Annotated in this window: 19 protein-coding genes, 1 pseudogene and 1 riboswitch; of the genes and pseudogenes, 13 read left to right on the top strand and 7 right to left on the bottom strand. The window is 42.9% G+C overall.

Features of this window, described 5'->3' with window-relative positions; translation table 11 throughout:
• Positions 1-167 precede the first annotated feature (167 nt).
• The 10 genes from GSF08_RS04880 (at position 168) to GSF08_RS04925 (ending at position 12,058) form a co-directional block, all read left to right on the top strand.
• A complete protein-coding gene (locus GSF08_RS04880; RefSeq protein WP_160624733.1) occupies positions 168-2,231 on the top strand; it encodes an ABC transporter substrate-binding protein in 2,064 nt (687 codons plus the stop codon).
• A gap of 85 nt (positions 2,232-2,316) precedes the next feature.
• Positions 2,317-3,273: an ABC transporter permease gene (locus tag GSF08_RS04885; protein ID WP_160624734.1), complete on the top strand. Its 957-nt coding sequence runs from the start codon at positions 2,317-2,319 to the stop codon at positions 3,271-3,273.
• 11 nt (positions 3,274-3,284) lie between these two features.
• On the top strand, positions 3,285-5,135 hold the full coding sequence (locus tag GSF08_RS04890; protein ID WP_160624735.1) for an ABC transporter permease subunit: 1,851 nt from the start codon (positions 3,285-3,287) through the stop codon (positions 5,133-5,135).
• A gap of 10 nt (positions 5,136-5,145) precedes the next feature.
• The gene (locus GSF08_RS04895; protein WP_160624736.1) at positions 5,146-6,129 is read left to right on the top strand and encodes an ABC transporter ATP-binding protein; all 984 of its coding nucleotides are present in this window, start codon (positions 5,146-5,148) and stop codon (positions 6,127-6,129) included.
• Positions 6,129-7,535 carry an ABC transporter ATP-binding protein gene (locus GSF08_RS04900; RefSeq protein WP_160624737.1) on the top strand — a complete coding sequence of 469 codons (1,407 nt, stop codon included), beginning with the start codon at positions 6,129-6,131 and terminating at the stop codon, positions 7,533-7,535. The genes GSF08_RS04895 and GSF08_RS04900 overlap by 1 nt, the downstream gene beginning before the upstream one ends.
• A gap of 3 nt (positions 7,536-7,538) precedes the next feature.
• The gene (locus GSF08_RS04905) at positions 7,539-7,736 is read left to right on the top strand and encodes a hypothetical protein (protein WP_160624738.1); all 198 of its coding nucleotides are present in this window, start codon (positions 7,539-7,541) and stop codon (positions 7,734-7,736) included.
• A 76-nt stretch (positions 7,737-7,812) separates the two neighbouring features.
• Positions 7,813-8,136, top strand: coding sequence for an MG284/MPN403 family protein (locus GSF08_RS04910; RefSeq protein ID WP_160624739.1), 324 nt, complete (start codon positions 7,813-7,815; stop codon positions 8,134-8,136).
• A gap of 135 nt (positions 8,137-8,271) precedes the next feature.
• Entirely contained in the window at positions 8,272-9,975 is a 1,704-nt protein-coding gene (gene ptsP, locus GSF08_RS04915; RefSeq protein WP_160624740.1) for a phosphoenolpyruvate--protein phosphotransferase, read from the top strand.
• Positions 9,976-10,175: 200 nt separating this feature from the next.
• Entirely contained in the window at positions 10,176-11,021 is an 846-nt protein-coding gene (locus GSF08_RS04920; protein WP_160624741.1) for a MerR family transcriptional regulator, read from the top strand.
• A gap of 47 nt (positions 11,022-11,068) precedes the next feature.
• The gene (locus GSF08_RS04925) at positions 11,069-12,058 is read left to right on the top strand and encodes a serine hydrolase domain-containing protein (protein ID WP_160624742.1); all 990 of its coding nucleotides are present in this window, start codon (positions 11,069-11,071) and stop codon (positions 12,056-12,058) included.
• A gap of 84 nt (positions 12,059-12,142) precedes the next feature.
• Here the strand turns inward: GSF08_RS04925 and GSF08_RS04930 are convergent, their stop codons facing one another.
• The 7 genes from GSF08_RS04930 to GSF08_RS04960 form a co-directional block, all read right to left on the bottom strand.
• Positions 12,143-13,897 carry a M3 family oligoendopeptidase gene (locus GSF08_RS04930; RefSeq protein WP_160624743.1) on the bottom strand — a complete coding sequence of 585 codons (1,755 nt, stop codon included), beginning with the start codon at positions 13,895-13,897 and terminating at the stop codon, positions 12,143-12,145.
• A gap of 74 nt (positions 13,898-13,971) precedes the next feature.
• Positions 13,972-14,607 carry a TMEM165/GDT1 family protein gene (locus GSF08_RS04935; protein WP_249805922.1) on the bottom strand — a complete coding sequence of 212 codons (636 nt, stop codon included), beginning with the start codon at positions 14,605-14,607 and terminating at the stop codon, positions 13,972-13,974.
• Between the two features lie 177 nt (positions 14,608-14,784).
• Positions 14,785-15,816, bottom strand: coding sequence for a M42 family metallopeptidase (locus GSF08_RS04940; protein ID WP_160624745.1), 1,032 nt, complete (start codon positions 15,814-15,816; stop codon positions 14,785-14,787).
• Positions 15,817-15,827: 11 nt separating this feature from the next.
• The gene (gene pyrR, locus GSF08_RS04945; protein WP_160624746.1) at positions 15,828-16,343 is read right to left on the bottom strand and encodes a bifunctional pyr operon transcriptional regulator/uracil phosphoribosyltransferase PyrR; all 516 of its coding nucleotides are present in this window, start codon (positions 16,341-16,343) and stop codon (positions 15,828-15,830) included.
• Positions 16,344-16,403: 60 nt separating this feature from the next.
• Entirely contained in the window at positions 16,404-17,909 is a 1,506-nt protein-coding gene (locus tag GSF08_RS04950; protein WP_160624747.1) for a hypothetical protein, read from the bottom strand.
• A complete protein-coding gene (locus GSF08_RS04955; RefSeq protein ID WP_160624748.1) occupies positions 17,906-18,979 on the bottom strand; it encodes a pyridoxal-phosphate-dependent aminotransferase family protein in 1,074 nt (357 codons plus the stop codon). The genes GSF08_RS04950 and GSF08_RS04955 overlap by 4 nt, the downstream gene beginning before the upstream one ends.
• Before the next feature lie 82 nt (positions 18,980-19,061).
• Entirely contained in the window at positions 19,062-22,265 is a 3,204-nt protein-coding gene (locus GSF08_RS04960; RefSeq protein ID WP_160624749.1) for an SNF2-related protein, read from the bottom strand.
• Positions 22,266-22,438: 173 nt separating this feature from the next.
• Here GSF08_RS04960 and pflA point away from each other — a divergent pair, with 173 nt between their 5' ends.
• The 3 genes and pseudogenes from pflA (at position 22,439) to pflB (ending at position 25,878) form a co-directional block, all read left to right on the top strand.
• Positions 22,439-23,176, top strand: a complete 738-nt coding sequence (gene pflA, locus GSF08_RS04965) for a pyruvate formate-lyase-activating protein (RefSeq protein ID WP_160624750.1) — start codon at positions 22,439-22,441, stop codon at positions 23,174-23,176.
• The gene (locus GSF08_RS04970; RefSeq protein ID WP_160624751.1) at positions 23,166-23,444 is read left to right on the top strand and encodes a thioredoxin family protein; all 279 of its coding nucleotides are present in this window, start codon (positions 23,166-23,168) and stop codon (positions 23,442-23,444) included. The genes pflA and GSF08_RS04970 overlap by 11 nt, the downstream gene beginning before the upstream one ends.
• A gap of 63 nt (positions 23,445-23,507) precedes the next feature.
• Positions 23,508-23,586, top strand: a riboswitch (ZMP/ZTP riboswitch).
• A 48-nt stretch (positions 23,587-23,634) separates the two neighbouring features.
• Positions 23,635-25,878: pseudogene (gene pflB / locus GSF08_RS04975) on the top strand (formate C-acetyltransferase).
• Positions 25,879-25,898 lie beyond the last annotated feature (20 nt).

Consider the following 25,898-nt stretch of genomic DNA (forward strand, 5'->3'; position numbering starts at 1 on the left):
TATGGTTATTTCATGTCAAAAGTAACGATTTTTCAAGTAAAATTATGTAAAACATGAAAAAATTTTCATGAAAATATGGGATAATGGAAATCAAAACCTATTGAAATAACCTGGATATTACGATATAATGACTACATTATCAATGGAAAATTGATAGGAGGGAAAATATGAAAAAGTTGTTAACTTTGTTCGTAGCCGGACTGATGGGCGTTTCATTGGTAGGCTGCGGCAGCGGCGACAGCAAGAAGGACACACTTGTTGTAGCAGCGACTGAGATGAATGGTGATTTCATCGACGGTTTTGGCAACAGTTCTTATGATTTGGAAATCAAGAATGTGTTGCACAATTACTACATTACCTATGACAATGATGCTGAAGGTAATTTCGTAACAAACAAAACCATTCTGGATGGTGAACCGGTAGCTACAAAAAATGCTGATGGTTCCAAGACCTACACTTTCAAAATTAAGAAAGGCTTAAAATGGTCAAACGGTTCTGATCTGACTGCAAAGGACTTTGTCTTCAACATCCTGCTGAGCGCTTCCGATGAATGGGTTGCTGCCTTAGCTGCAGATACGATGGGTGAAGGTCTGACCGGTTATGCGAAATATCATGCTGGTCTGTCATCTCAGGAAGAAGGCGGTGTTGCTGATATCGTCTACAAACGTGAGACCGATAAAAAAATCCAGAAAGCCAATGCTGCTGATAATGAAGTGAAAGTCAGCGATATGTATGATAAAGACGGATATGAATTGGATTCAGAAGGCAAGCGCATTCCGCTGTTAGGTTTCCAGACGGACGAAAACGGTGATCCTCTTTATGATGCTAATGGTGAATTAGTACCGGAATACCGTGAGAAAAAAGGTGACAACGGTACCTTTGAGGGCGTTAAGCTGAATGGCGATTATGAATTCTCTGCAACGATCGCAGCAGATAAACTGCCATACTTCTTCGAGAAGAGCTATGTTGCATTTTATCCGAAACCGATGACTTATCTGGCAGGTAAGGATGCAAAAATCGAATCATCAGAAAAAGGCGCAACTTTGGTAGGCGTAGATTTGAATGATGTTGCTCAGAAAACAAAATCTGAATATCGTACCAATCCAAAAGTTACCAGCGGCCCGTACAAGCTGATTAGTTTCAAAAACAAACAGGTAAAACTGACTAAGAACAAATATTTCAAGGGTGATTATGAAGGACATAAACCTTCCATTCCTAATATTTTAGTTAAGACAGTCAACCAGAAAACTGATATGGATCAGCTGCTGGCTGGTGAAGTAGATGTATTGACTGGCGTAGTAGAAGGTAAGAAGATTGAAAAAGCGAAGAAGAACTCCAGCGTTAAAGCAAGCTCTTATGCTCGTAACGGTTATGGTAACGTTCCTATTCACAATGACTTCGGTGCTACAAAAGATCCTGCTGTTCGCCGTGCTCTGAACTACATTCTGGATAAAGACAATATCATTCAGACAGTTTTAGGCGGTTACGGTTCTACTGTTTACGGTGACTATGGAACTGCACAGTGGATGTACCAGGAAAACAAAGAAGCTGTTGAAAGTGAATTGAATCACTACACTTACAATATCGAAAATGCAAATAAAGAACTTGATTCTACGGAATGGAAGTTTGAAGCAGACGGTGTAACTCCTTGGGATGTTACCAAAGCTGAGAAAACAAAAGATTACTATCGTTACAATGCACAGAAACAGCCGTTGACGATCAACCACTTAGGTACTGAAGACAACACTGTTACCGATGCATTGGAAACTGAATTCTTAAAGAATTCACCAAAGGTTGGTATTAAATTCTCTATCGAGAGAACTGACTTTGCAGGTTTGATGGATAACTATTACAACGCTGCTCAGAAACCGGAAGCTCAGAGAAAATACAATACCTTTAATATGGCTACTGGATTTACACCAGTTTACGATCCATGGAGTCAGGGATCCTTCGCTTCTATCTACGCAGGTACTTCTCTGAATCCTACCAACACAAAAGATGCTGAATTGGATAAGCTGATGCAGGAAATGCGTAACCTTGAACCAGATCAGCATGAGGAATTCTCAAAAGCATGGCTGGCATTCCAGAAACGTTTCAATGAAATTGTTCCGGAAATTCCAGTATACGCTAATGAATACTTTGATTTCTACAACGCAGATCTGAAAGGTTTCAAAACGGGACCTATGTCTTCTTGGTCTGAGATCATCTGTAACGTTAGTTGGGCAGAATAGTATTATTATTTAATCTATTCATAGCACGAAAAGAGAGGATAGTTAAATATTAACTATCCCCTTTCTTCATGAGAGGAGTATATACATGATTAAGTATTCAATAAAACGCATCTTTTCGCTGATACCGGTTATCTTCGCGATCTCGATCATTTTATTCGGATTGAATAAGATTATGCCGGGGGATCCAGTGAATATGATGATCCCAACGAGTGCGAAACCTGAACAAAAGGAACAGCTGCGTAAAGAAATCACCGAACAGCTCGGTTTGGACAAATCGCTGCCTGAGCAGTATATCGCATGGGTAAGCAATGTTGCCAAAGGCGATCTGGGTTATTCGACATGGAAAAATGATGATGTGAAAAACGTCATCGCCGATCCGTTAAAAAATACCGTAATTTTGAATTTCTTCGTTTTGCTGTTGGCATTAAGTATTTCGATTTTAGCTGGAATTCGTTCCGCAATTAAGAAAAACTCAATTATCGACCAGTTTTGGCAGGTGTTTTCACTTGTCTGCATGAGCGTGCCGACCTTCTTTATCGGCCTGTGCTTGGTTTATATATTTGCCTTGACATTAAAATGGCTGCCGTCTAACGGCATGCCGGCTGATTTAAACAATATCGGTCAATGGGTGAGATATATGATTCTGCCAGTGCTGACGCTGACAATTACATCGCTGGCTGGTACGATCCGTTACGTTCGTAATGCAATGCTGGATGCTTTGTCGCAGGACTACATCCGTACTGCCCGTTCCAAGGGGTTAAGTGAGAAAGTGGTTGTCTATTCACATGCTTTCCGCAACGCATTGATTCCAATCGTAACTGTTGTTATTGCACAAATTTCAACCCTATTCAGCGGATCCATGATTACGGAAGCGGTATTTGTATGGAACGGCTTGGGGCAGGTATTATTGACGGCGCTGAACCGCCGTGACGGCTTCTTGGTAATCGCCATGAATATGTTCTATGCGATTGTCTATTTGGCAAGCAACTTTATCGCGGATATCACATATGCATTGGTTGATCCGCGTATTAAATTAGATTAAGGAGAGGTCTTATGAACGACAAGAAAAAAGAAAATGCATTTCAGAAGTTCGGACACTCTCTGAAATCATTGTTCAGCGGCGGTTTCTTTGGCCGTAAACAGTTGAATGTACTGGAAGAAGAGGAAATTCAGAGCCCGTCTAAGGTCATTATGAAGAACTTTCTTCATAATCGGCTTGCCCAGATCGGAATTGTCGGATTCTTATTCATCTTTTCATTCACCTTTATCGGATCGATGTTCTATCCGATGGATCCGTTATATACAGAACCGCTGCTGCAGGATATCAAACCGGGCCGCGGCTATCTGAGCTATGACGAGGATTTGAATAAAGCCGGTGTAAAAGATATCCAATCGGGAGCGACCTTTACGATCGCGTTGGATAACGACGGCAAGGTGTATAGCTGGGGGCAGAATTTGGAAGGCGCCTTTGATATACCAAGTGAAGTAACCGACGAAACAATTGCGAAGATCGCGGTCGGTGATCGTCATGCGCTGGCCTTGACAAAGAACGGTGAAGTGATCGGTTGGGGTTATAACAACTTTAATCAGGATCAGCTTCCGTTTGAAGTCAAGAATCGTCTATTTGATCAGAAAGTGGTAGATATCTTCGCCGGTGACAAATATTCGGCAGTATTGACTGATCAGAAAAAGCTGTATGTTTGGGGAAGCACGATGACCAATCATCTTGATATTGTACCGGATGAGTATCAGGGACATATCAAGGAGGTTCGCACCTCTACCTACAATATGCTGCTGTTGCTGGATGATGGCAGACTGGTTCCGCTCGGTGTTAGCGGCAGTCCGTTAACGGATAATATCCCGAAGAAGATCGCCAGCGGCGAATTGAAAGTTAAGGATTATGCGATGTCCTTCCGTAACGCGGTAGTGCTGGACGATCAGGGAAAGATCCATGTTTGGGGCTCGACGGATAATGGACTGCTGAATGTACCGAAGATCAAAGAAAAGGTCATATCTGTTGCCGGTGCCAAGAATGCATTGTACGCGGTTGGTGAAAGCGGTAAGGTTTATGCATGGGGTTCTGATGCACTGAAGGAAACAAATGTTCCTGCGGATGCAAAGGGCACTAAAAAAGTATATGCGAGCTATTTCCAAATGTATGCGGTCAACGATGATAATAAAGTGATCGCATCTTGGGGAAACAATGGTTATCTGCTGGGTACGGACGGTACCGGACGTGATGTCTTTATCCGTTTGATGCACGGCGGTAAAGTAACGCTTCTGGTCGGCGTAATTGCTGTATTGATTTCTGCATTTATCGGTGTGCTCATCGGTATGGTTTCGGGATTCAAGGGCGGCTGGCTGGATAATCTGCTGATGCGTCTGACCGAGATCATCACTTCGATTCCGTTTATGCCATTGGTGATTACCTTATCTTCATTCATCGGAACGCAGATGTCTTCCGATAACAAAATGTATCTGATCATGGTTATTCTGGGACTGTTAAGCTGGCCGCCGCTGGCGCGTTTAGTTCGTTCGCAGATTTTGATCGAGCGTGAAAAGGATTTCGTTCTCGCGGCGCGGGCTATGGGAATCAAGGAACACAGTATCGTGCTTCGCCACATCCTGCCTAACGTTATCAGTATGGCAATCGTGGATATGACACTGAATTATGCAATCATGATGCTTCAGGAAGCTGCACTGTCATTCTTGGGCTTCGGTGTTCAGCCGCCAATGCCGTCATGGGGCAATATGCTGAATGCGGCACAGGACTCAACGGTTATACAGTATTACTGGTGGCAGTGGATCCTGCCGGCGGTATGCGTACTGATTGCCGCCCTGAGCGTTAACCTGATTGGTAATGCTCTGGGTGATGCGATTGATCCAAAGGCAAATGAGAAGTAAGGAGGCCATTATGAAATTACTTGAAATTAATAATCTCCATACTTATTTTGAAACCAAGCGTGGTTTGATCAAAGCCGTGAATGGTGTAACCCTGTCTTTGGAAGAAGGACGCACCCTTGGTATTGTAGGAGAATCCGGCAGCGGTAAAAGCCAGACTGCCATGAGTATTTTAAAATTGTTTGAAAAGAATCAAAAAATCTATGAAGGCGAAATCAAATTCATGGGTAAAAATATTTCAGATTCAACCGCGAAAGAAATGTCTCATATTCGCGGAAATGACATCTCGATGATCTTCCAGGAACCGATGACATCGCTGAACCCGATTTTTACGGTTAACCGTCAGATATCAGAGGTTTTGCGCCTGCATCAAGGCATGTCCAAGAAAGAGGCGGAGGAACAGAGTATCAAAATGCTGGAAAGCGTTAAGATAGCCAACCCCCAGCGGGTAAACAAGAGTTATCCGTTTGAACTCTCAGGCGGAATGCGTCAGCGTGTTATGATTGCCATGGCTTTGGCTTGCAAGCCAAAACTGCTGATTGCCGATGAACCGACAACTGCTTTGGATGTTACGATTCAAGCGCAGATTCTGCGTTTGATGAATGACCTGAAAGCAGAAACCGGAACATCAATTATCTTTATCACTCACGATCTAGGGGTTATAAATCAGATGGCGGATGATGTAGCGGTTATGTACTGCGGTCAAGTAGTTGAAACGGCTCCAGTAGATAAGATCTTCCAAAAGAGTGAATACATTCACCCATATACGGAGGGGCTGTTAACATCCATTCCACGTTTGGATTCGGATCCGAAAAAACGCCTGGATGCCATACCGGGAGCGGTGCCTCATCCGTTGAATTTACCAAAGGGCTGTAAGTTTGCTCCTCGCTGTAAATATGCGACCGACAAGTGCCGTAATGAAGAACCAGAGCTGAAAGCTGTATCTCCGGATCACAATATCCGCTGTTTCTTTCCGGTAAAGAGAGGTGACAAATAATGGAAAACAATAAAGACATGTTAATCAGTATCAATAATCTGAAAAAATATTTCCCATTAAAAAAGTCAAGCTTTTTACAGAAAGAAAAATTGTATGTAAAGGCAAATGATGGTATTACGATCAATATTCACCGCGGTGAAACATTCGGTTTGGTTGGTGAATCGGGATGCGGTAAATCCACCATGGGACGTGTCCTGCTTCAGCTGTATCCGCAAACGCAGGGTAATACGGTGTATTACGGCCGTACGATCTATGAATATAAGCCTGCTTATGTTGCGAAATTTCTGAAAAATCTGCCATCTCATGTATCGAAGCTAAAAAGCCTGCAGGAGAAGGCATCGAAAATTACGGAAACAGAAGATGTTCATAATTTTGCGGCAGATGATGCCGATCGCGTTTATCACCAACTGGCACATTTAGCCGGTGGTCTGATTTACAGTAAGGATCTGTCCAAAGCAGGACAACTGCTGTATGAGGAGTACCAGGCTGGCTGCAAAGTAGTGGAAGCCGCAGCCAATATGGAAACTGACAGTGCGGCAAAAGCTGCTTATGAACAAGCTGTTGAAAAGCAGGAGGAGCTGCGCCGCCAGCTTGATAAGCTGCGTTCTGACTGTGAACAGAATGAAGCTTTCCTGAAAGCTGAAAAGCTATGGGATCATGGAATTGATCTAGGGCTATTGAGTAAAGAAGAACTGCGTATCCTTCGCCAAGATATTCAGATTATCTTCCAGGATCCGTATTCTTCTTTGAATCCTCGTCTTACGGTTGGCCAGTTGATTTCCGAACCGCTGGTTGGCCACAAAAAATTTAAAAAAGGTTCTCAGGAGCTGGAGGATTATGTGATTGAAATTATGGAGAAGTGCGGTCTTGACCGATACTTTATTCATCGTTATCCTCACCAGTTCTCAGGCGGACAGCGTCAGCGTATCGGAATTGCCCGCGCGTTGGCTCTGAATCCGAAATTCATCGTTTGTGATGAAGCAGTATCTGCCCTGGACGTGTCCATCCAGTCGCAGATTCTGAATCTGCTTCAGGATCTGAAACAAAAAGAGAATCTTACGTACCTGTTTATCTCACATGACTTGAGTGTGGTAAAATATATCTCTGATCGAATAGGGGTCATGTATCTTGGAAATATGGTGGAATCTGCACCATCAGAAAGAATTTTTGAAAATCCACTGCATCCATATACTGAGGCATTATTAAATGCTATCCCTACCACCGATGTTCATAATAAAGAACTGCAGATTTTGGAAGGAGATATTCCAAGCCCTGTCAACCCTCCAAAGGGCTGTAAATTCCACACGAGATGTAAATTTGCATTTGATAAGTGTAAGGAGTGCACACCGGATTGGGTTGAAGTAGAACCGAATCATTTCGTTGCCTGTCATTTGAGGACCAAATAGGCTATGCGCAAAAGTTTAAAAGAGAAAATAGATGCACGGATGAAAACAGATGAAGAGCTTCAAAAAAAATTTGACGATGTCGAGTTTGAAAAGCACGATGGTCTGGCAATGTTCATTGCAGCGATGATTACCTTCGTTCCAATCATTTTGGCGATTTTGCTGGTAATCTGGCTGCTGTTGTGGTTTGTTTTCTTACGTTAGAGAGTGATAATTCACTCTCTTTTTTTAGGTTTTATAATGAAGCTTGCGTATATGTAAGCAAAACGGGGGGAGAAGCATGCTTACACGGAACTTAAATGAAAAAGACCGCCATCAGCTCATGCTTTATCTGGGACGGATGTATCGGAGCAGTGCCTTAAAAAATAAGCGTCACAGCATGTACGAGATTCATGAGGATACGGCACAGTATATCAATCTGGAAGTCGCCTATGAATTCGATCAGATATTGAGTGGCATGGAACCATTTGAACAGGAGATTTTAAGGAATGACTATCTGCTTCCTAAAGCCGCCGGATGGTGGAAAAACAAGTATGCAAAAGCAGCGTATCTACAGCATAAAAGGTCCGCAATTACTACATTTCTGGATTGCTTATACACCTGAAAAATGATATGATAACATATAGTGATAAGGGCATTTCTATCAGAGGTACAGAAGGTCACAAATAGCTTTCCCGTACGATACCTGTGATAGACAACTCTTATCGTCTACGTAAGAAGGATACGAGGAGGACTTATTATGTTGAAAGGTATTGCGGCTTCATCCGGCGTAGCGATTGCCAAGGTCTATAAACTGGAACAGCCTGAAATCGTGATTGAAAAGAAAAGTGCTTCTGCAGATGCAGAAATTGAGAAACTGCAAGCAGCTCTGGAGCAGACAAAAAAAGACATTGAAGGAATCAAGGAGCGTGCAGCCGGTAAATTGGCTGAAGAAGAACTGGCAGTGTTCGACGCGCATTTGATGATGGCATCCGATCCGGAGCTGTATTCACAAATGGAAGCGATGATCAAAAATGATCAGGTAAACGCAGAATACGCGGCAAATGAAGTTGCGAATATGATGATCGGTATGTTTGAATCGATGGATAATGATTATATGCGTGAAAGAGCGGCTGATGTAAAGGATGTTACAGCTCGTTTGATCGCACATCTCTTAGGATTACATATTCCTGATTTAACGGCAATTGATGAAAGTGTTATTGTTGTTGCCCACGACCTGACGCCTTCTGATACAGCTCAGTTAAACAAAGCTTATACAAAGGGATTTGCTACTGCAATAGGTGGTAGAACCTCTCATTCGGCGATTATGGCCCGTTCTTTGGAAATTCCTGCGGTTGTAGGATGTGCTGAAGTAATGGAAACTGCCAAACACGGCGATATGATGATTCTGGATGCAGTAGAGGGTGAAGTCATTCTGAATCCGGATCCGGAAACGATCAAGAAATATGAAAAGAAAATGGAAGAAGTAGCCGCAGAAAAAGAAGCGTTGAAAGTTCTGAAGGATGCTAAATCTATTTCTAAAGACGGACATCAGGTAGAGCTAGCCGGTAATATCGGAACACCGAACGATGTAGAGGGTGTCCTGAATAATGGCGGTGAGGGTGTTGGCCTGTACCGTACCGAATTCCTGTACATGAATTCCGATCATTTCCCAACAGAGGATGAACAGTTTGAAGCATATAAAACCGTTTTGGAAAATATGAATGGCCGTAAGGTGGTAGTACGTACGCTTGATATCGGCGGCGATAAAACTCTGCCTTATTTCACATTCCCTGAAGAAATGAATCCGTTCCTAGGCTATCGTGCGATTCGACTGTGCTTGGATCGTACAGATATCTTCCGTACCCAGCTGCGCGCTCTGATTCGTGCTAGTGTTTACGGACATCTCTGCATCATGTTCCCTATGATTGCCACTGTGAAAGAGTTCCGTGATGCCAAAGCAATCTATAATGAAGAAAAAGCAAACCTGATCAAAGAAGGAGTATCCGTAGCGGATAATATTGAAGTTGGTATGATGGTTGAAATTCCAGCTGCTGCTGTCAATGCGGATAACTTTGCGAAAGAAGCAGATTTCTTCAGTATCGGTACCAATGATTTGATTCAGTATACAATGGCCGCTGACCGCATGAGCGAGCATGTATCTTATCTGTATCAGCCATATAACCCCTCTGTACTTCGTTTAATCAAAATGACGATTGACGGTGCTCATAAGGAAGGCAAATGGGCTGGTATGTGCGGTGAAATGGCTGGTGAACCATATGCAGCCGCAATTCTGCTGGGACTGGGCTTGGATGAATTCTCTATGTCAGCGACTTCCATTCTAAAAGCCCGCCGTATGATTAATTCATTAAACAAGAAAGAAATGGAAGCTGTTGCAGAGAAAGCCTTAAGCTTTGCGACCGCGGAGGAAGTTCTGGATTATATTAAGAAAATTGTTGATTAAAAATTCAAAAACGGCTGAATACGGCCGTTTTTTTGTATCAATCTGTGCTTGATTAAACATGAATAAGCAAAGCATCGTTAACTTGAAATAGGTTGCAAACTACCGGGAGTAAATAAAAGACCGAAAGCTCGTTGACATTTCCCTTAGGGCAAGGTGTAAGATAGATACAGCTGCAGTCAAGCATGGAGAGGAGTATGGACATGCTTTCCATAGGAGAATTTTCAAATATCTGTAAAGTTTCCACGAAAACATTACGCTATTATGCCGAGATTGGCTTGATTCTTCCCAAAGAGATCAATCCGGATAACGGATACCGCTATTATTCAAGCCGACAGTTGGAAACCATGTTGATGATTAATCGCTTGAAATCATATAACTTCTCACTGGAAGAAATTAAAGCAATTTTAAACAATGAGGATATGCAGGAAGAAATGCTATATCGCGCTCTTTGTGACAAGGAAAAAAAGCTTGAACAAAAAATTCAGTCTGATTTGATGATCAGAAAGCAGATACTCGAGGATATAGATGTCTTAAAACATGGTAAACCGATTATGTCCTATCTGGACGATATCAATGTCAAGCTGACAGAAGTAATGCCGATGAATATCTTATCAATTCGTCGAATGGTCCATGCGTCTGAATATTCCGATGCGTATTCTGAATGCTTTGGCAGATTATTTCATTGTATTCAAGTTCAGCATCTGACGATGTGCAATTCACCAATGGTGTTATTTCATAATGAAGAATTCAGTAACCAGGGAATGGATACAGAATTTGCCATACCGATTCAAAAACAAGCTTGTGGCACTCGGATATTTCGTCCTGGACTTTGTTTGAAGACAGTTCTGCACGGCCCTTACTCAGAGCTTGCTTCGATTTATACCAAACAGCGTGAATATGCGGAACAGGAAGGGTACAGCAACCATGGTCCCCTATTTGAAGTATATTTGAATGATCCTAGTCAGGTGGAGGATGAGCAGGACTATATAACCGAGGTCTATTATCCGGTTTCAAAGAAAAAAAGAGACAGAGCACACAGCATATAATCCCTCGTCATAAGGGAATATATCTGAATAAGGAGGGAGCATGAATTATGGAGGATCAAGCATTAATCAATCTGGAAACAATGATTTCTCAAGAATACAGTAACATCGCCGGTATTGTCGTGCGTAAAAATGATCAGCTGATATATGAGAGATATTGGAACGGTTGTACAAAAACAAGTACACTTCATATATATTCAGTAACCAAGAGCATCTTGTCAATGTTGATCGGAATTGCTTTTGATAAAGGATATCTGATGGATATTAATCAGCCGGTACTGGATTTCTTTCCAGAGTATACAGTAAAGAAAAAGGAAAAAACAATTCAGCACGTCACCTTGAGCAATATGTTAACGATGACTGCTCCCTATACATACAAAATTGGACCCTACCTCAAATATTTCACCAGTGAGGATTGGGTGACGTTCTCCCTGAACTTACTGGGCGGGAAAAAGGCGATTGGTGAATTCTTTTATGCGCCGCTGATTGGATTGGATATATTATCGGGAATTCTGATGAAGGTCACTCATACCAGTGTACGGGAATTTGCGCAGGAGCACTTATTTTCTCCACTCGCCATCACCGTAAAAAATTCAATATATTTTCAAAGTAAGCAGGAGCAGCTTGCATTCAATAAGGCAAGGGATATCAGTGGCTGGGCAGTTGATCCTAAGGGGGTGAATGCTGCTGGCTGGGGGCTGACGCTTTCGGCTCGGGATATGGCAAAGCTGGGACAGCTGTATCTCAACGGCGGAATTTGGAACGGGAAACAGATCATTTCAAAAGCATGGATTGAGGAAAGTACCAAGGAGCATTCCCGATGGGATAAAATGAAGCTTCGATACGGTTATTTATGGTGGCTGGATGTTGGGGAAAAGAATAGCTTTGCGGCAATGGGGGACGGCGGTAATGTCATTTATGTTCAGCCTGATAAAAAAATCGTGATATCGATAATGGGGTTCTTTAAGCCAAATGCTAAGGACAGCATCGATCTGATTGCAACACATATCAGACCGTTGTTTGATGCAATAGAAATATGAAGTTTATAGCCTTATATGAAAGACAATAGAAAAAGTAGAACGTAATCGTTTGCAGACACGTTCTACTTTTTGGTTATGAAACGTTTATTTTGTAAGCTCCAAAAATTCCTGAATACGTGCTTCCGCAGTCTTTAATGCGGATACCCAGAAGGCTTTATCGGTAACATCGATATCTGCCATTTTCGCAACATCTTCAACACTGGATACGGTGGTCGCATGAAGCAGAGCCCGATATTTCGGTACAAAGCTTTCACCCTCCTGCTGATATTTCACAATCAATCCACGGGCAAACAGTCCGCCGAATGCATATGGAAAGTTGTAGAAGCTTAAATCACTTCCATAATAATGACTCTTGCACACCCACATGTACGGATGCAAATACTCTTGATCAAGGCCATCACCATATGCTTTGCGCTGACATTCAAGCATTAGTTCCTTTAAATCCTTGGCAAATAGGAAACGATCCTTACTTGCTTCAAATACTGCTGTTTCAAACAGGTAACGGGAATAAATATCACACATGATCTGGGTGAGATCCTGCAGTTGATTCTCAATCAGGGCAATTTTTTCTTCACCTTCTGCCGCATCGATCGCCGCATTCATAATGATATTTTCGTTAAAGGTTGACGCTGTTTCTGCCACCGGCATACTGTAATCCCAATTCAACGGCAAATGGTCTTCAATCTGCTTGCCATGGTAGGCATGACCGAGCTCATGAGCCAGGGTTACCACATCGCCGATCGCGCCGTCAAAATTGGTCAGAACCCGACTGGCTTTGAGGTAAGGTAAATTACTGCAGAAAGCGCCTCCGACTTTTCCTTTACGCGGGAAGAAGTCAATCCAATCCTCATCAAATGCGGTTTCGATCATATCGGCTAAATCCGGGGCAAATCCTTTAAAATGATCAATCAGATAGGCCTTGGCGTCTTCAATCGTAAAGGATTGATGGGATGAACCAAGCGGTGCGAACAATTCGAACCAAGGAAGCCCGTTTTTATATCCCAACAGTTCTCCCTTACGTTTTAAATACGCATGGAAAACCGGCATATATTCATCCATAGCCGCAAACATCGCATCAAGCGTTTGCCGCTGCATCCGACTTTGATGAAGTGTCATATCAAGTGGAGAATCGTAGCCGCGCAGACTACTGATTGTGTTTACTTGGGATTTGATCTCATTTAAAGAAAAACTGATTGCATCATCAATTTTTTCATATGCTTTCAATTCAGCCTCATACGCTTTTTTACGAGTATCTTTATCTTCACTGTATGCCATGTTTCGAATTTCGGATAGCGTGACTTCTTTTCCTTCGTACTCGGCAGTGACAATACTTGTCAGGTAAGACTGCATGTCTCCCCAGGCAGTACCTCCGGACAAATCCATTTTCGTGATTACTTCCTCAACCTCATCACTCAGCAGATATTTGGCATCCGCTTTGGTTTGGATAAGCATGTATTGATAAGGCTGCAGTGCCTCATCCTGAGCGATCATGGCTTCCAAATCATCAATATTCGCAATAAAGCGATTTATCATCGCAATGGCTTTTGATGATTCACTCAGCTTATGCTGAAAGCGATTCATCTGTGCCGTTGTTTCACTGTCCTGGGTATTTGTACTCTGACTAAGAGAAATAAAAGAGCCCAGTTTTGATGACAGAGTTACCATTTCTTCAAGAACCTCAATAATATTTGTCAATGTTGCGTGCTTGTCATTCTCATTCTTCCAGTCCGGAAAAGCATTGATTTTATCTGTGCATTGATCCAGCTTCTGAAAATCCTGTTCATAAGCTGGGTCATCATATCCCTTATACAGACTGTCTAAAGACCAGCGTTCATTCATAGTATCCCTTCTTTCTTATTCACATGCTATTATTATACCATAATTCAAAGATTTCATGAGTACGAAAGAAGTGCTTAGCGCAAGGATCGGCGGGAGCGGGAGTATACGATATAGGCGGTTGTCATCAAAACGATACTGTAGCCGACAATGATCGGAAAGCTGAATGGAATTGTCTCAAATAAATTGATCGATCCGAACAGAAAAAAGAAACCGGCCGAAGCAACTTTTACAGTATTTTCACGCAGATGCGAAAAAATGATCTTTCCGGCGAAGATACCGAGGATATTAGCAAGGATAAGTCCTGCCGCGGCGCCAAGAAATATGGCAAAATGCTCCTGATGATGGGCGGCTATCGCTACGGTAGCCAGTTGAGTCTTATCACCGAGCTCAGCTAATAGAAATGCTCCGGCTATTGATATCAGCGGGAAACGATAATTGACTCCTTGAGAACCGCCTGATTCATCTTCCGCTCTTAGAGAACTAAGTCCAAAGAATAAAAACAGCAGAGCTGCTACCGTTTGTACAATCTGCATGGGAATAAAGTCACCGATGATGTCACCGGCCAATACTGATAGACCGGAAATTGTCAGAACTCCCAAGATCATGCCGAACGCGACTGTGCGTGCCCGATAGCGATTGGTAAGCGCCATTACCATCAATTGTGTTTTATCAGCCATTTCCGCGATAAAAACCAGTAAAAAAGTATGCATGAACATGTTGGTCACCTCAGTCGAGTATATGAAGCGAAAAAGAAAAACATGTTTGATCATAACATAATCCTAAATTATGATTTTATGCTGATGATCGTAAACATGCCAGTAGGATATTAATCCTTCCAACAAATAAAAAGTACACACTTGCTGATGCTGAGCAAATGTGCACTTTTTTTATTGACAAATATAAGCAAATACCAACTTCATGGTGTTTTCAATTCCCTGATAGTGCGTCCGTTCCATGCCATGACTTGCGTGAACACCAGGACCGATCAAGGCACCGCGAATATTATTTCCGCCTGCCATCGCGGCGCTGACATCACTGCCGTACATGGGATAAATATCCACAGCATACTGCAGCTTTTGTTCCTTGGCCAGCTTGATAAGCTTGTTTGTCATATCATAATCATACGGACCACGGCTGTCCTTGGCACAAATGCTGACATCATATTCCGTACAGCTTAAGTCTGAACCGATACAGCCCATATCCACAGCCAGTAGTTCATTGATCTGCTTTGGAAGATTGGATGCACCGTGACCGACCTCTTCATAGGTAGACATAATAAAGATTGTATCCTGCATCGGTTTGATCGAATCGTCACGCAGCTGTTTTAAAACCCCAAACAACAGAGAAGCACTGATCTTGTCATCCAGAAAGCGTGATTTAACAAATCCGCTTTTGGTTATTTGTACCTTTGGATCATATGCGATGAAATCCCCATTATTGATGCCCAGCTTTTGTACATCTTCTTTTGATTCCACAATTTCATCAATGCGCACTTCCAGATGATCCAGATCGCGTGCAAGCGTGGATGCATCCGGATACACATGTGCTGCCGGAGAAGTGGAGAGAATCGTACCGGAATAGGTTTTGCCTTCACGGGTGTGGATGATGCAATACTCACCGTCAAGCGTGGGGAGAATCGGTCCGCCGACATCGGTAACCGCGAGTTTTCCGTCTGCTTTGATCGAGCGTACCATCAATCCTAAGGTGTCGGTATGAGCGGATACGCCGATGGTTCGATCGTGATGCAAGCCTTCCACATGAATGAATAAATTGCCTTTTTCATTTCGTGATGTTGGATAGCCTAATTTCTCTGCTTCTTCCTGCAGGAAGGAAATCGCATGCTGGGTATAGCCGCTTGGACTATCAATGCTCAGCAGTTTGGACGCAATGTCCAATACATATGTTTTATCAAAGTTCATATCCAGCATCTCTACTTTTCAATCGTGATGTTATCAATACCATCACATTCAACAACCTTAACCCGAATGACCTCCTCCAGGCTGGAAGGAATATTTTTACCAATATAATCAGCGCGGATCGGCAGCTCGCGATGACCACGGTCGACCAGTACCGCCAGCTGTATTTCCTGCGCTCTGCCATAATGCATGATCGCATCCATGGCGGCCCGCACGGTACGCCCTCTAAACAGTACATCATCGACTAGAATGACTTTTTTATCTTTAACGTGCAGATTACCGTCAGGGATTGGATGTTCGACATCCAAATCATCACGCCAGTGATTGATATCCAGACTTTCACATTCCAGGCGAACCTGTTCGACCTGTTCGATCATATCGGCGATTCGCTGTGCCAGAAAAATTCCCCGGGTTTTGATACCGACCAGAATTAAATTATCCACTCCTTTGTTACGCTCAATGATCTCGTGCGTAATGCGGGTAAGTGAACGGCGCATTCCTTGCGCGTCGAGTATTTCTTTTGTTTCCATAAGTTCCTCCTGCATTTTTTCAACTATCTTTAGTATAGCGAAAACTGCTTCGAATAGCAATTACAAACCGGTTTTAAAAAGGGCAGGAGAATCGCTTTGAAAAAAGTTTTCTTCCTCTAAAAACTGGAACAGAGCTTCTATGCTTTGCATGCAGGAATTGTGTTGATTGGCAGAATCTGTTTGGGTATATATTTCACCCATCGCAATATTATTGATATACATCATATCTAGGAAATGATGAAGCAGCGGCAGGGTTTCGTCTTTTTGTTGGTCGACACCGGCGGTATTGCCAAGCACCGCATGACATGGTTTGCCCTGCAGCTGGTAACAGCCTTCTGAGCAGACACGCTTTGCTTCCTCTAAACTGGCGAAGCAGCGAATACCGGTTTTCTCTTCATAATTGTTGACGTAGAAAAAAGCATGCACTTTATGAAAAGCGGCAGTTTGATCAAAGGATACAGCATGGTGGATCAGCATTGCTTCACCATTGGGATTCAGCCATATTCCCTGGTGCAGGTGAGCGAGCAGATATGCTTTATCCAAGCGCTTTAATGGGATCAGTGCACCGGTCTGTGCACCGGTCGCAAAGATATCATTATCGAGAAAGTGCAGCGTGCCGCTCTGCTGAAATATCGATTCTATATGATACTGCGGATGTTGATCACAATACTGTTTCAAGGCATAGCTAAGTTCATGGATACCGCATGCCTCACAGCCGTTGCATACCACGCTGATCGTTTTTTTATGTTTGGTGAGATTGAACATAAAGCCATTGATCGGAAGATCGTGTTTATCTATGCAGATAGCATTATAAATCGTCTGAACCATTGTGACCATCAGCGGAAATGTTTCCATATCCGTATCACCGCCGATATATCCGATATATTGTGCATTGGTCGCATCATAATAATACGCGGCCTGATTTTCTCGGGAAGCAATACCGCAGATGATCATAAAATCCTGATGGGTCTGCGGACTTGCGCACTGATATAGCTGACTGAGTGCGATGGCAGATCCAAGCTGACTGCGCGGGATGAATACAATACCGCATTTATCTACGATGCGGATACTGACAGCGATGAAATTCTGGGCGTGCAGACTGAGATCGCGGTATAGAAAATCCTGACTGTGATGAATGATCATCGCTTTGGCATCCGGAGTCTTAAACAGCAGCGGTTTATGAAGATGAGTCATTTCCAGAAATAGTATTTTTGTCAAAGGCAGATGAGCGTATGGATTATGGAAGGAATGACGGCTGATCTGAATCGTTGCATCGTACATAAACTGATGCATATGCAGGATGGATTCATGAAGCTGTAAAAGACTGCTCATACGTTCAGCGAGATCATGCAGATTATAGGTATCCTTGGTTTTATGATGAATGAGGTGATACTTAGGAATTTCTGTGAAATATTTTAAAAAGGCAATCAGTGCGGGATGCGGATACGTAGTTTTATTCAGCAGCGAATATACAGTATCATCATCGATCGTAAAGGGATATGCTTCAATTAAGGCTTTCAGATACGCTTTGGGGGAAACATCATCCTGTAATAGGATTTGATTCATAGATGTATCTCCAATTCTTTCAGGGCATCTAACAGCTTGTTGATGTCTGCTTCCGTGATATAGTTCATACAGCCGATACGAAGAATCTTATCAGAGCTATCCTGCAGTCCCAGCTCGATACGGATGTCGTAATGCTCCTCAAGCAGCTTTTGAAGCAGAGAGGCTTTTTGTTGATGCTTAGTGCGGATCAATACTAAAGAGTTGGTGGCATTTTGCTGATTGCAGACTGGATACTCAAGCTTGCTCAGTCCGGCTTCAAGCTGTTCGTGCAAAGCGGCGTAATAGCGATTCCACACCGAGATAGGATGTTGATTCAGGATGCAAAGAGCTTCATGAAGTGCCATATAAAGTGAAATAGCAGGAGTGGTATTGATTTTCGCATCGTCATGAAACTTACGGATCATATTTTCAAAGCTGAAAGCGTAGGAGGCTGTCTTGTGATCGGTAACGGCTTTTACGGCTCGTACAGATAATGCGATCATGCTTAAACCCGGCGGCATCATAAATCCTTTTTGCGAAGCCATGATCAGACAGTCGATATGGTCGTTATCAAAATGAAGCGGATTCATGATGATGCCTCCGATAGAATCTACAACCAGCAATGCACCATGCTTTTTACATAATTCACCAAGCGGTTTTAGGGTATTTAAAATTCCGTTGCTGGTCTCTGAATGAGTAACCAGAACTCCTTTAATATGCTCATGCTCCTCGAACATAGTTTCAATATCTTCGATATGATAAGGCTCATTGATATAGGTACATTCCAGTACCTCAAGCTTTTGCAGGCGGGCCATTGAAGCAAACCGTTCTCCAAAATATCCGGTATTAATAGCTATCACCTTATCATGAGACTGAAATAAATTCATCAGCGATGTTTCCATACCGGTAGAACCGCTGCCATTTTGAAGAATGATTTCACACTTTTTACTCTGTACGATCATTTTCATCTGTGCGACGATCGAGTTGTAAACCGCTTTGAATTCTTCACTGCGGTGATGAATGATCGGCATTGCCTCGCGGCGTTGAACAAAGGGATGACATACCCCGGGCCCGGGACTTAACAATAACATGACGACTTCACTCCTTTCATGGTATTGTATGAGACAGCAAAGAAGACGGCACAAAAAAAGACCCGCATATGCAGGCCTTTATCTAAAATAAATCCAGAAGCTCATTGGTAGACATACGAGTAATAACGCCGCTGTTCTCCTGAATAATGGAGTCGGATAGCTGCTGCTTCTGAACTTGCAGCTGCATGATTTTTTCCTCGATCGTATTGCGTGCGATCAGTTGAAATACCTGAACGTTGTTATGCTGACCGATGCGATAGGCACGGTCGGTTGCCTGATTTTGGGCGGAGAGATTCCACCATGGATCGAAGTGAATAACAACCTCAGCGCTAGTTAGATTTAAACCGGTACCTCCCGCCTTTAAAGAGATCAAAAAGACCGGGATCTGATTGGTGTTAAAAGCATTTACCATCTGCTGCCGCTGCATTTTCGGTGTGCTTCCTTTCAATAAATAATAGTCGATCTGCTGTTTTGTCAGCCGTTCTTCCAGGAGTGCCAGCAGTGATGTGAATTGTGAAAATACCAATACTTTTTTCTGTGATTGCATACAATTTTCAATAAGCTCAACGCATGCCTCCAGCTTGGCACTCTCATGCGGATAATCATGGTAGACGAGTCGTGGATCACAGCACAGCTGACGCAGCCGCGTAAGCATGGATAAAATCATGATCTTATTCTTGCTTTGAGATCCGGACTCGCGCAGCTCCTGACGTGCTTGAGCCGCGTTTGCCTGATATAGCTTGCGGGCTTCTTCGTGCAGATCAATCAAAATGGTTGTTTCTACTTTATTAGGCAATTCTTTTAAAACATCCTTTTTGACTCGCCGTAATATGAACGGCTCAACCAGCTTTTGAAGATTTCTGCGGATACCCTGATCCTGGTTCTTCACAATTGGCTGTTCATACATTTTTTTAAAATACGGATACTCATAAAGATAACCGGGCATTAAAAAATCAAAGATCGACCAAAGCTCAGCCAATGAATTTTCGATCGGAGTGCCGGTCAAAGCGAATTTATGAATGCTGTTGATCTGCTTTACCGACTGCGCATTCTTTGTGTTATGGTTTTTAATGAACTGCGCTTCATCAATAATTTGATAGGTGAAGGTTATCCCCTCATAAAAGGGGAGATCGCGCTTAATATAATCATAAGAGGTAACGAGTACATCATACTTGCTCGCTAATGCAATTTTTCGCTGCCGTTGACTTGCATTGCCGTGAATGACGCAGCAGGTCAAGGTATCCGAAAATTTTGATATTTCACTTTGCCAATTTAAGATCAGCGAAGACGGGCAGATGACCAATGACTGTGCCTGCGGATTATTTATTTTTTCATCCTCCAGCAAGGTAATGATCTGAAGGGTTTTCCCGATTCCCATATCATCTGCGAGAATACCACCGAAACCATAATTTGACATCGTTTTCAGCCAGCGGTATCCGGCTTTCTGATAATTTCGTAAAATTGGCTTCAAATGCGCCGGTACTTCGAAATCATTATCCTGACTGCTGCGGATACCCTTGATGATATTTTTGAAGGTATGATCGCGTTCCATTTTCAGCTGACTATTTTCTTTTACAATATTGTCTACATATAGAGAACGGTAAGCCGGCACCTGAATAACTCCTGACTGCAGCGCCTTTTCACTCACGCGCATGCCGTCCAGCAATTGCGACAGCTCGTGCAGCGCATTATCTTCGATATTCACAAAGGAGCCATTTTTCATACGATAATATTTTTTATGAAGATGGTAAGCCTTTAAGACATTTTGAAGCTCCTCGATCGGGAAATCATATGTATTCAGATCAATTTCCAAAAGATCGCTGTGCATATGAACTCCCATGGTGATGGACACACTGTTTTTTATTTGCACATTTCTGATTTTATCTGTCGCGTAGATATCACATACTTCAGAAAGCAGCGGGAATCCATTTTGGAAAAACTCATACAGCGCATCTTGACTATTTTCAATATAGGCGGTCTCCTGTTTGGGATCGATGCGGGTCATAAACCGTGTCAAAAGCATGCGAATCTGGATTTCCTCATGGTAATTGCGGGCGGCGTTTCCGCTGAATGGGGCAAAGGCCGGATACTCTATGTCACCGTAATTGTAAATGAGTTTTGCGCTGAGGGTCTGTGCTTTTGGCATATCTAAATATAAACGAGCGGTTAACGGCTGCGGCGCATAGACAGAAATATCTGCACCGCTCAGCGGTATATAATCTTTGATTTGGGTAATGATGTGATGATAAAAGGCAGTCATATCCGATTCACTTACCAGCAGTGCGGAATGCTTGCGCTGGAGATGGATCAAAAACGATCCGCAGGCTTTGGAATATTCATGATCACAGCGATGAAGTCGGCGGTCAACCAGAAGATAAAGATATTGAGAACCCTCTGCAAACTGATAGTCATAACGATTTAAGTGGAAAAGATACTGCTTCTGCTGTTCCTCGACCAGCAGCGTGAATTCGGGATTGCGGTCACAGAAGGGAAGATTGGTGAGATGCTTGTCCGCATAGCGATACAGCACCTCCTGATCCAGATACATGGTGAAAAATTCATCTAATGCATCCTTGGTAAGCGGAAGACAGCGTGATTCATACGGAATGCGGAACGGTCTTTCATTTTGAAAGTAATAACGATCACGACTGTGGCGCTGCACATATTCATAAAGGATACGGGAGGGTCCATCCAGGATCGATTCATGGTGGAAGAAAGCAAGATCACGGCCATAGCTTTTTTGCACATGCTCCTGCATATCCCGTACGAACTGCGGGATATCTTTGATGATATACATTTTATCAATACCGATTTTTAAGGTAAGAATCGCAATATCGTGATGAAATTCCAGCACCGGTTCCAGCTTCACCTGCTTTTGAATATTGAAGGCCAGGGATTGATATAATTCATTTCGTTCATAGGAGCTGATGAGCTGCTTTGTCCATTCATCACTTGGTTGTCCCTCGGCTAAATGATTTTTATCCTGATGCAGGGTATTCCGCTCTAATACTTTAAACAGCACGGCGATAACATGATAGCAGGTTAATTGATGATCGCAAGAGCATAGGTGTGTCTGAATCTGAAAGTCATCTTTATCAATGGAAAGGTTGATATCATAATATTGCTTGTGATCGATAACGGTGCCATGTACCATGATGAAATCGGGCTGTGAGTGCTCATCGATTTCCAAGGCCACGACGCCGCCCGCTTCATAACAGTTTTTTCCCTGCTCATAGATCGTTTCATCGAGGGCATAATCACGTATCTGTGCTTCACTAAGTTCCATTGTACTGCCTCCTGTTTCGATATATCAGTGTTTTAAGCTTCTTATTATTATATCATGGTTTATAGGATCGCTCACAGTTTTGGAAATGGAAATTATCAGGATATTATGTACATCGAAAGGTGTAAGAAAAAAATTGTGCTATAATAAAAAAATAGGAAGCGGGGTAATCATACATGCTGGGAAGAATACATTCATTTGAGAGCTTTGGCACGGTTGACGGACCCGGCGTTCGGTTTGTCATATTTGTACAAGGCTGTGTGATGCGCTGTCGCTATTGCCACAATCCGGATACCTGGGATCAAAGCGGAGGCAGCGAATATGAGAGTGAAGCCGTCCTTCAGGAAATTTTGAAATATCGGTGTTATATTGAAAAAGGCGGTGTAACGATCACCGGGGGTGAACCGATGATGCAGTTGGATTTTGTATTGGAACTCTTTGAAAAATGTCATAAACAGGGTTTGCATACTTGTATGGATACATCCGGAATTGCTTTTGATAAGAGTGATCCGGTGTTTATGGCTAAAATTGATCGATTGATGCAGGTGTGTGATCTGTTTTTATTGGATATCAAACATATTGACAGAAAAAAACATCAGGAGCTAACCGGGCAAAGCAATGAACGGCCATTACAATTCGCGAAGTATCTGAATCATTTTCATAAACCGATGTGGATACGGCATGTGCTGGTTCCCGGTTATACAACGGATGAAGATGATTTAAAACGGCTGCGCAAATTCCTGGATACACTCGATTCAATCGAACGGATTGAGGTGCTCCCTTATCATCGAATGGGAGAAGTAAAGTATGAAAAATTGGGTATACCCTATGTGCTGAAAGGAGTAGAGCCGCCAACCTCTGAACAGATACGGCAGGCAGAAGCTATTTTAGGATGTGATCGATATGGGAAATAAACCTTATCAGCTCTTGGAAATTACGTCAGAGGGATGTGCGAGCTGTGTGACAATGAATGCGGTAATTCAGCAAATTGCCAAACAGCGAGATGATATGTCCGCAGAATCAAAAAATGTGAAACAATTTACCCAAGCCCAGCTGCAAAAGCTTGGGGTTGAAAAAGTTCCGGTACTTTTATTGATGTGTGATCAAGCGGTATTGGGCAGTGTCTACGGATATCAGCCGTATGAAATATTGGAATTATGGTTGGAGAGTAAAATCGGGTAATCTTTTTTAAGTAAATAAGATGTTTTGAATTGACAAAAAAGAGACAGCTGAGTATACTTTAAACATAAGTCATATGACTGACGGAAGTGGAGTTACCACGTGGAGTATGACCAATAGCAAGCCGACCGTCTGGGCAATCTGAAAAGCCTGGAATGTCGGCTTTTCTCTTACTTTGGAAGGAGCAGAAAACATGCGCGATGAATGGTATGGATTTGAAGCCGGTACATGGACGAATGAGATAGATGTACGCGACTTTATTCAACACAACTACACTCCCTATGAGGGCGATGACAAATTTTTAGCGGGTCCTACCGCAGCCACAAAACAGCTTTGGGATCAGGTTATGGAACTCAATAAACAGGAAAAGGATGCCGGGGGCGTGTTGGATGCGGATACTTCGGTTGTTTCTACGCTGACTTCTCATCCAGCCGGATATTTGAATAAAGAGCTGGAAAAGATTGTTGGATTTCAGACCGATAAGCCGTTCAAGCGAGCGTTACAGCCGGTTGGCGGAATTAAAATGAGTGAAAATGCATTAAAGGAATATGGATATGAAATCGATTCTAAGGTGAAGGAAATCTTCACAAAGTATCGGAAGACACATAACCAGGGTGTATTTGATGTATATACGCCGGAGATGCGCAAGGCACGTCATTGCGGTATTATTACCGGGCTGCCGGATGCTTACGGCCGGGGAAGAATCATCGGTGATTATCGTCGTATTGCATTATACGGCATTGATCGTTTGATCGAAGAAAAAGAGGAAGTAAGAGCAATTCTTTGCGGGTCAATGAGTGAAGAAAAGATTCGTGACCGAGAAGAATTGATGGAACAGATCAGAGCTTTGAAAGCGATGATCGAAATGGGCAATATTTATGGCTGTGATTTATCGCGTCCTGCCAAAACGGCTCAAGAAGCCATTCAGGCAACCTACTTCGGTTATCTGGCAGCGGTAAAAGATCAAAACGGCGCGGCGATGTCGATCGGACGTATTTCCACATTTTTGGATATTTATATCGAACGGGATTTAAAAAACGGCGTCATAACCGAAGCAGATGCACAGGAATTGATGGATCACTTCGTAATGAAGCTGCGTTTGATCAAGTTCATGCGTACTTCCGAATATAATGATTTGTTCAGCGGTGATCCAAACTGGGTAACCGAGTCGATTGGCGGTATGGGAGTAGACGGTCGTACATTAGTAACTAAGAACTCTTTCCGTATTCTGCATACACTGTATAATCTGGGACCGGCGCCGGAACCGAATCTGACAGTTTTATGGTCACCGCGTCTGCCGAAGGAATTTAAACGTTTCTGTGCAAAAGTTTCCATTGAAACAAGCTCGATCCAGTATGAAAACGATGACCTGATGCGTCCGGATATGGGTGATGATTATGGAATAGCCTGCTGTGTTAGCTGCATGCGCATCGGTAAGGATATGCAGTTTTTCGGAGCTCGTGCCAATCTTGCGAAAGCGTTATTATATGCGATCAACGGTGGAATGGATGAGAAGAAAAAGGAACAGGTATCGCCTCGGTTTGAACCGATCACCGGTGATTACTTGGAATTTGATGAAGTGATGATGAAATATGATCAGATGCTGGATTGGCTGGCAGGTTTATATGTCAATACTTTGAATATCATTCACTATATGCATGATAAATACTGCTATGAAGCAGCAGAAATGGCCCTGCATGACTATGATGTGCGCCGTTTCTTTGCGACTGGCATTGCCGGTTTATCGGTTGTCGCCGATTCTCTTTCGGCAATCAAATATGCGAAGGTGAAAGTTATCCGGGATGAAGACGGTCTTGCGGTTGATTTTGAAACGGAAGGCGACTTCCCGAAATATGGAAATAATGACGATCGGGTTGATCTGTTAGCGGCAGATTTGGTGAAACGTTTCATGAACAAAATCAAACAGCATAAAACCTATCGTAATGGAGTACATTCAATGAGTATCTTGACGATTACAAGCAATGTAGTATATGGTAAAAAGACGGGTTCTACACCGGATGGCCGAAAGGGCGGCATGCCGTTTGCGCCGGGTGCGAATCCAATGCATGGACGGGATACAAACGGCGCACTGGCTTCTTTGGAATCGGTCGCAAAATTGCCGTATGAATATTCCCGTGACGGAATCAGCAATACATTCTCCATAGTGCCGGATGCACTTGGGAAAAAATAGGAGGGTAAGCATATGTCTGATAGAATTGATAATTTGGTTACACTGATCGATGGATATGCGCAAAATGGCGGACATCATTTAAATGTAAATGTATTCAATCGGGAAACGCTGTTGGATGCACAGGAGCACCCGGAGAAATATCCACAGCTTACGATTCGTGTTTCTGGTTATGCGGTTAACTTCAACAAGCTGACAAAAGCGCAGCAGGATGAGGTTATATCCAGAACGATGCACGAAAGATTTTAAGAGGCGAAAGCCTCTTTTTT

Origin of the sequence: Copranaerobaculum intestinale, from assembly GCF_009831105.1 — a bacterium.
Classification (GTDB): Bacteria; Bacillota_I; Bacilli_A; order Erysipelotrichales; family Erysipelotrichaceae; genus Copranaerobaculum; species Copranaerobaculum intestinale.

What these genes read in the sequence shown, in the direction of transcription:
- GSF08_RS04880 (WP_160624733.1), top strand. Translation starts at nt 168, where the DNA reads ATGAAAAAGTTGTTAACTTTGTTCGTAGCCGGACTGATGGGCGTTTCA.
- GSF08_RS04885 (WP_160624734.1), top strand. Translation starts at nt 2,317, where the DNA reads ATGATTAAGTATTCAATAAAACGCATCTTTTCGCTGATACCGGTTATC.
- GSF08_RS04890 (WP_160624735.1), top strand. Translation starts at nt 3,285, where the DNA reads ATGAACGACAAGAAAAAAGAAAATGCATTTCAGAAGTTCGGACACTCT.
- GSF08_RS04895 (WP_160624736.1), top strand. Translation starts at nt 5,146, where the DNA reads ATGAAATTACTTGAAATTAATAATCTCCATACTTATTTTGAAACCAAG.
- GSF08_RS04900 (WP_160624737.1), top strand. Translation starts at nt 6,129, where the DNA reads ATGGAAAACAATAAAGACATGTTAATCAGTATCAATAATCTGAAAAAA.
- GSF08_RS04905 (WP_160624738.1), top strand. Translation starts at nt 7,539, where the DNA reads ATGCGCAAAAGTTTAAAAGAGAAAATAGATGCACGGATGAAAACAGAT.
- GSF08_RS04910 (WP_160624739.1), top strand. Translation starts at nt 7,813, where the DNA reads ATGCTTACACGGAACTTAAATGAAAAAGACCGCCATCAGCTCATGCTT.
- ptsP (WP_160624740.1), top strand. Translation starts at nt 8,272, where the DNA reads ATGTTGAAAGGTATTGCGGCTTCATCCGGCGTAGCGATTGCCAAGGTC.
- GSF08_RS04920 (WP_160624741.1), top strand. Translation starts at nt 10,176, where the DNA reads ATGCTTTCCATAGGAGAATTTTCAAATATCTGTAAAGTTTCCACGAAA.
- GSF08_RS04925 (WP_160624742.1), top strand. Translation starts at nt 11,069, where the DNA reads ATGGAGGATCAAGCATTAATCAATCTGGAAACAATGATTTCTCAAGAA.
- GSF08_RS04930 (WP_160624743.1), bottom strand. Translation starts at nt 13,897, where the DNA reads ATGAATGAACGCTGGTCTTTAGACAGTCTGTATAAGGGATATGATGAC.
- GSF08_RS04935 (WP_249805922.1), bottom strand. Translation starts at nt 14,607, where the DNA reads ATGCATACTTTTTTACTGGTTTTTATCGCGGAAATGGCTGATAAAACA.
- GSF08_RS04940 (WP_160624745.1), bottom strand. Translation starts at nt 15,816, where the DNA reads ATGAACTTTGATAAAACATATGTATTGGACATTGCGTCCAAACTGCTG.
- pyrR (WP_160624746.1), bottom strand. Translation starts at nt 16,343, where the DNA reads ATGGAAACAAAAGAAATACTCGACGCGCAAGGAATGCGCCGTTCACTT.
- GSF08_RS04950 (WP_160624747.1), bottom strand. Translation starts at nt 17,909, where the DNA reads ATGAATCAAATCCTATTACAGGATGATGTTTCCCCCAAAGCGTATCTG.
- GSF08_RS04955 (WP_160624748.1), bottom strand. Translation starts at nt 18,979, where the DNA reads ATGTTATTGTTAAGTCCCGGGCCCGGGGTATGTCATCCCTTTGTTCAA.
- GSF08_RS04960 (WP_160624749.1), bottom strand. Translation starts at nt 22,265, where the DNA reads ATGGAACTTAGTGAAGCACAGATACGTGATTATGCCCTCGATGAAACG.
- pflA (WP_160624750.1), top strand. Translation starts at nt 22,439, where the DNA reads ATGCTGGGAAGAATACATTCATTTGAGAGCTTTGGCACGGTTGACGGA.
- GSF08_RS04970 (WP_160624751.1), top strand. Translation starts at nt 23,166, where the DNA reads ATGGGAAATAAACCTTATCAGCTCTTGGAAATTACGTCAGAGGGATGT.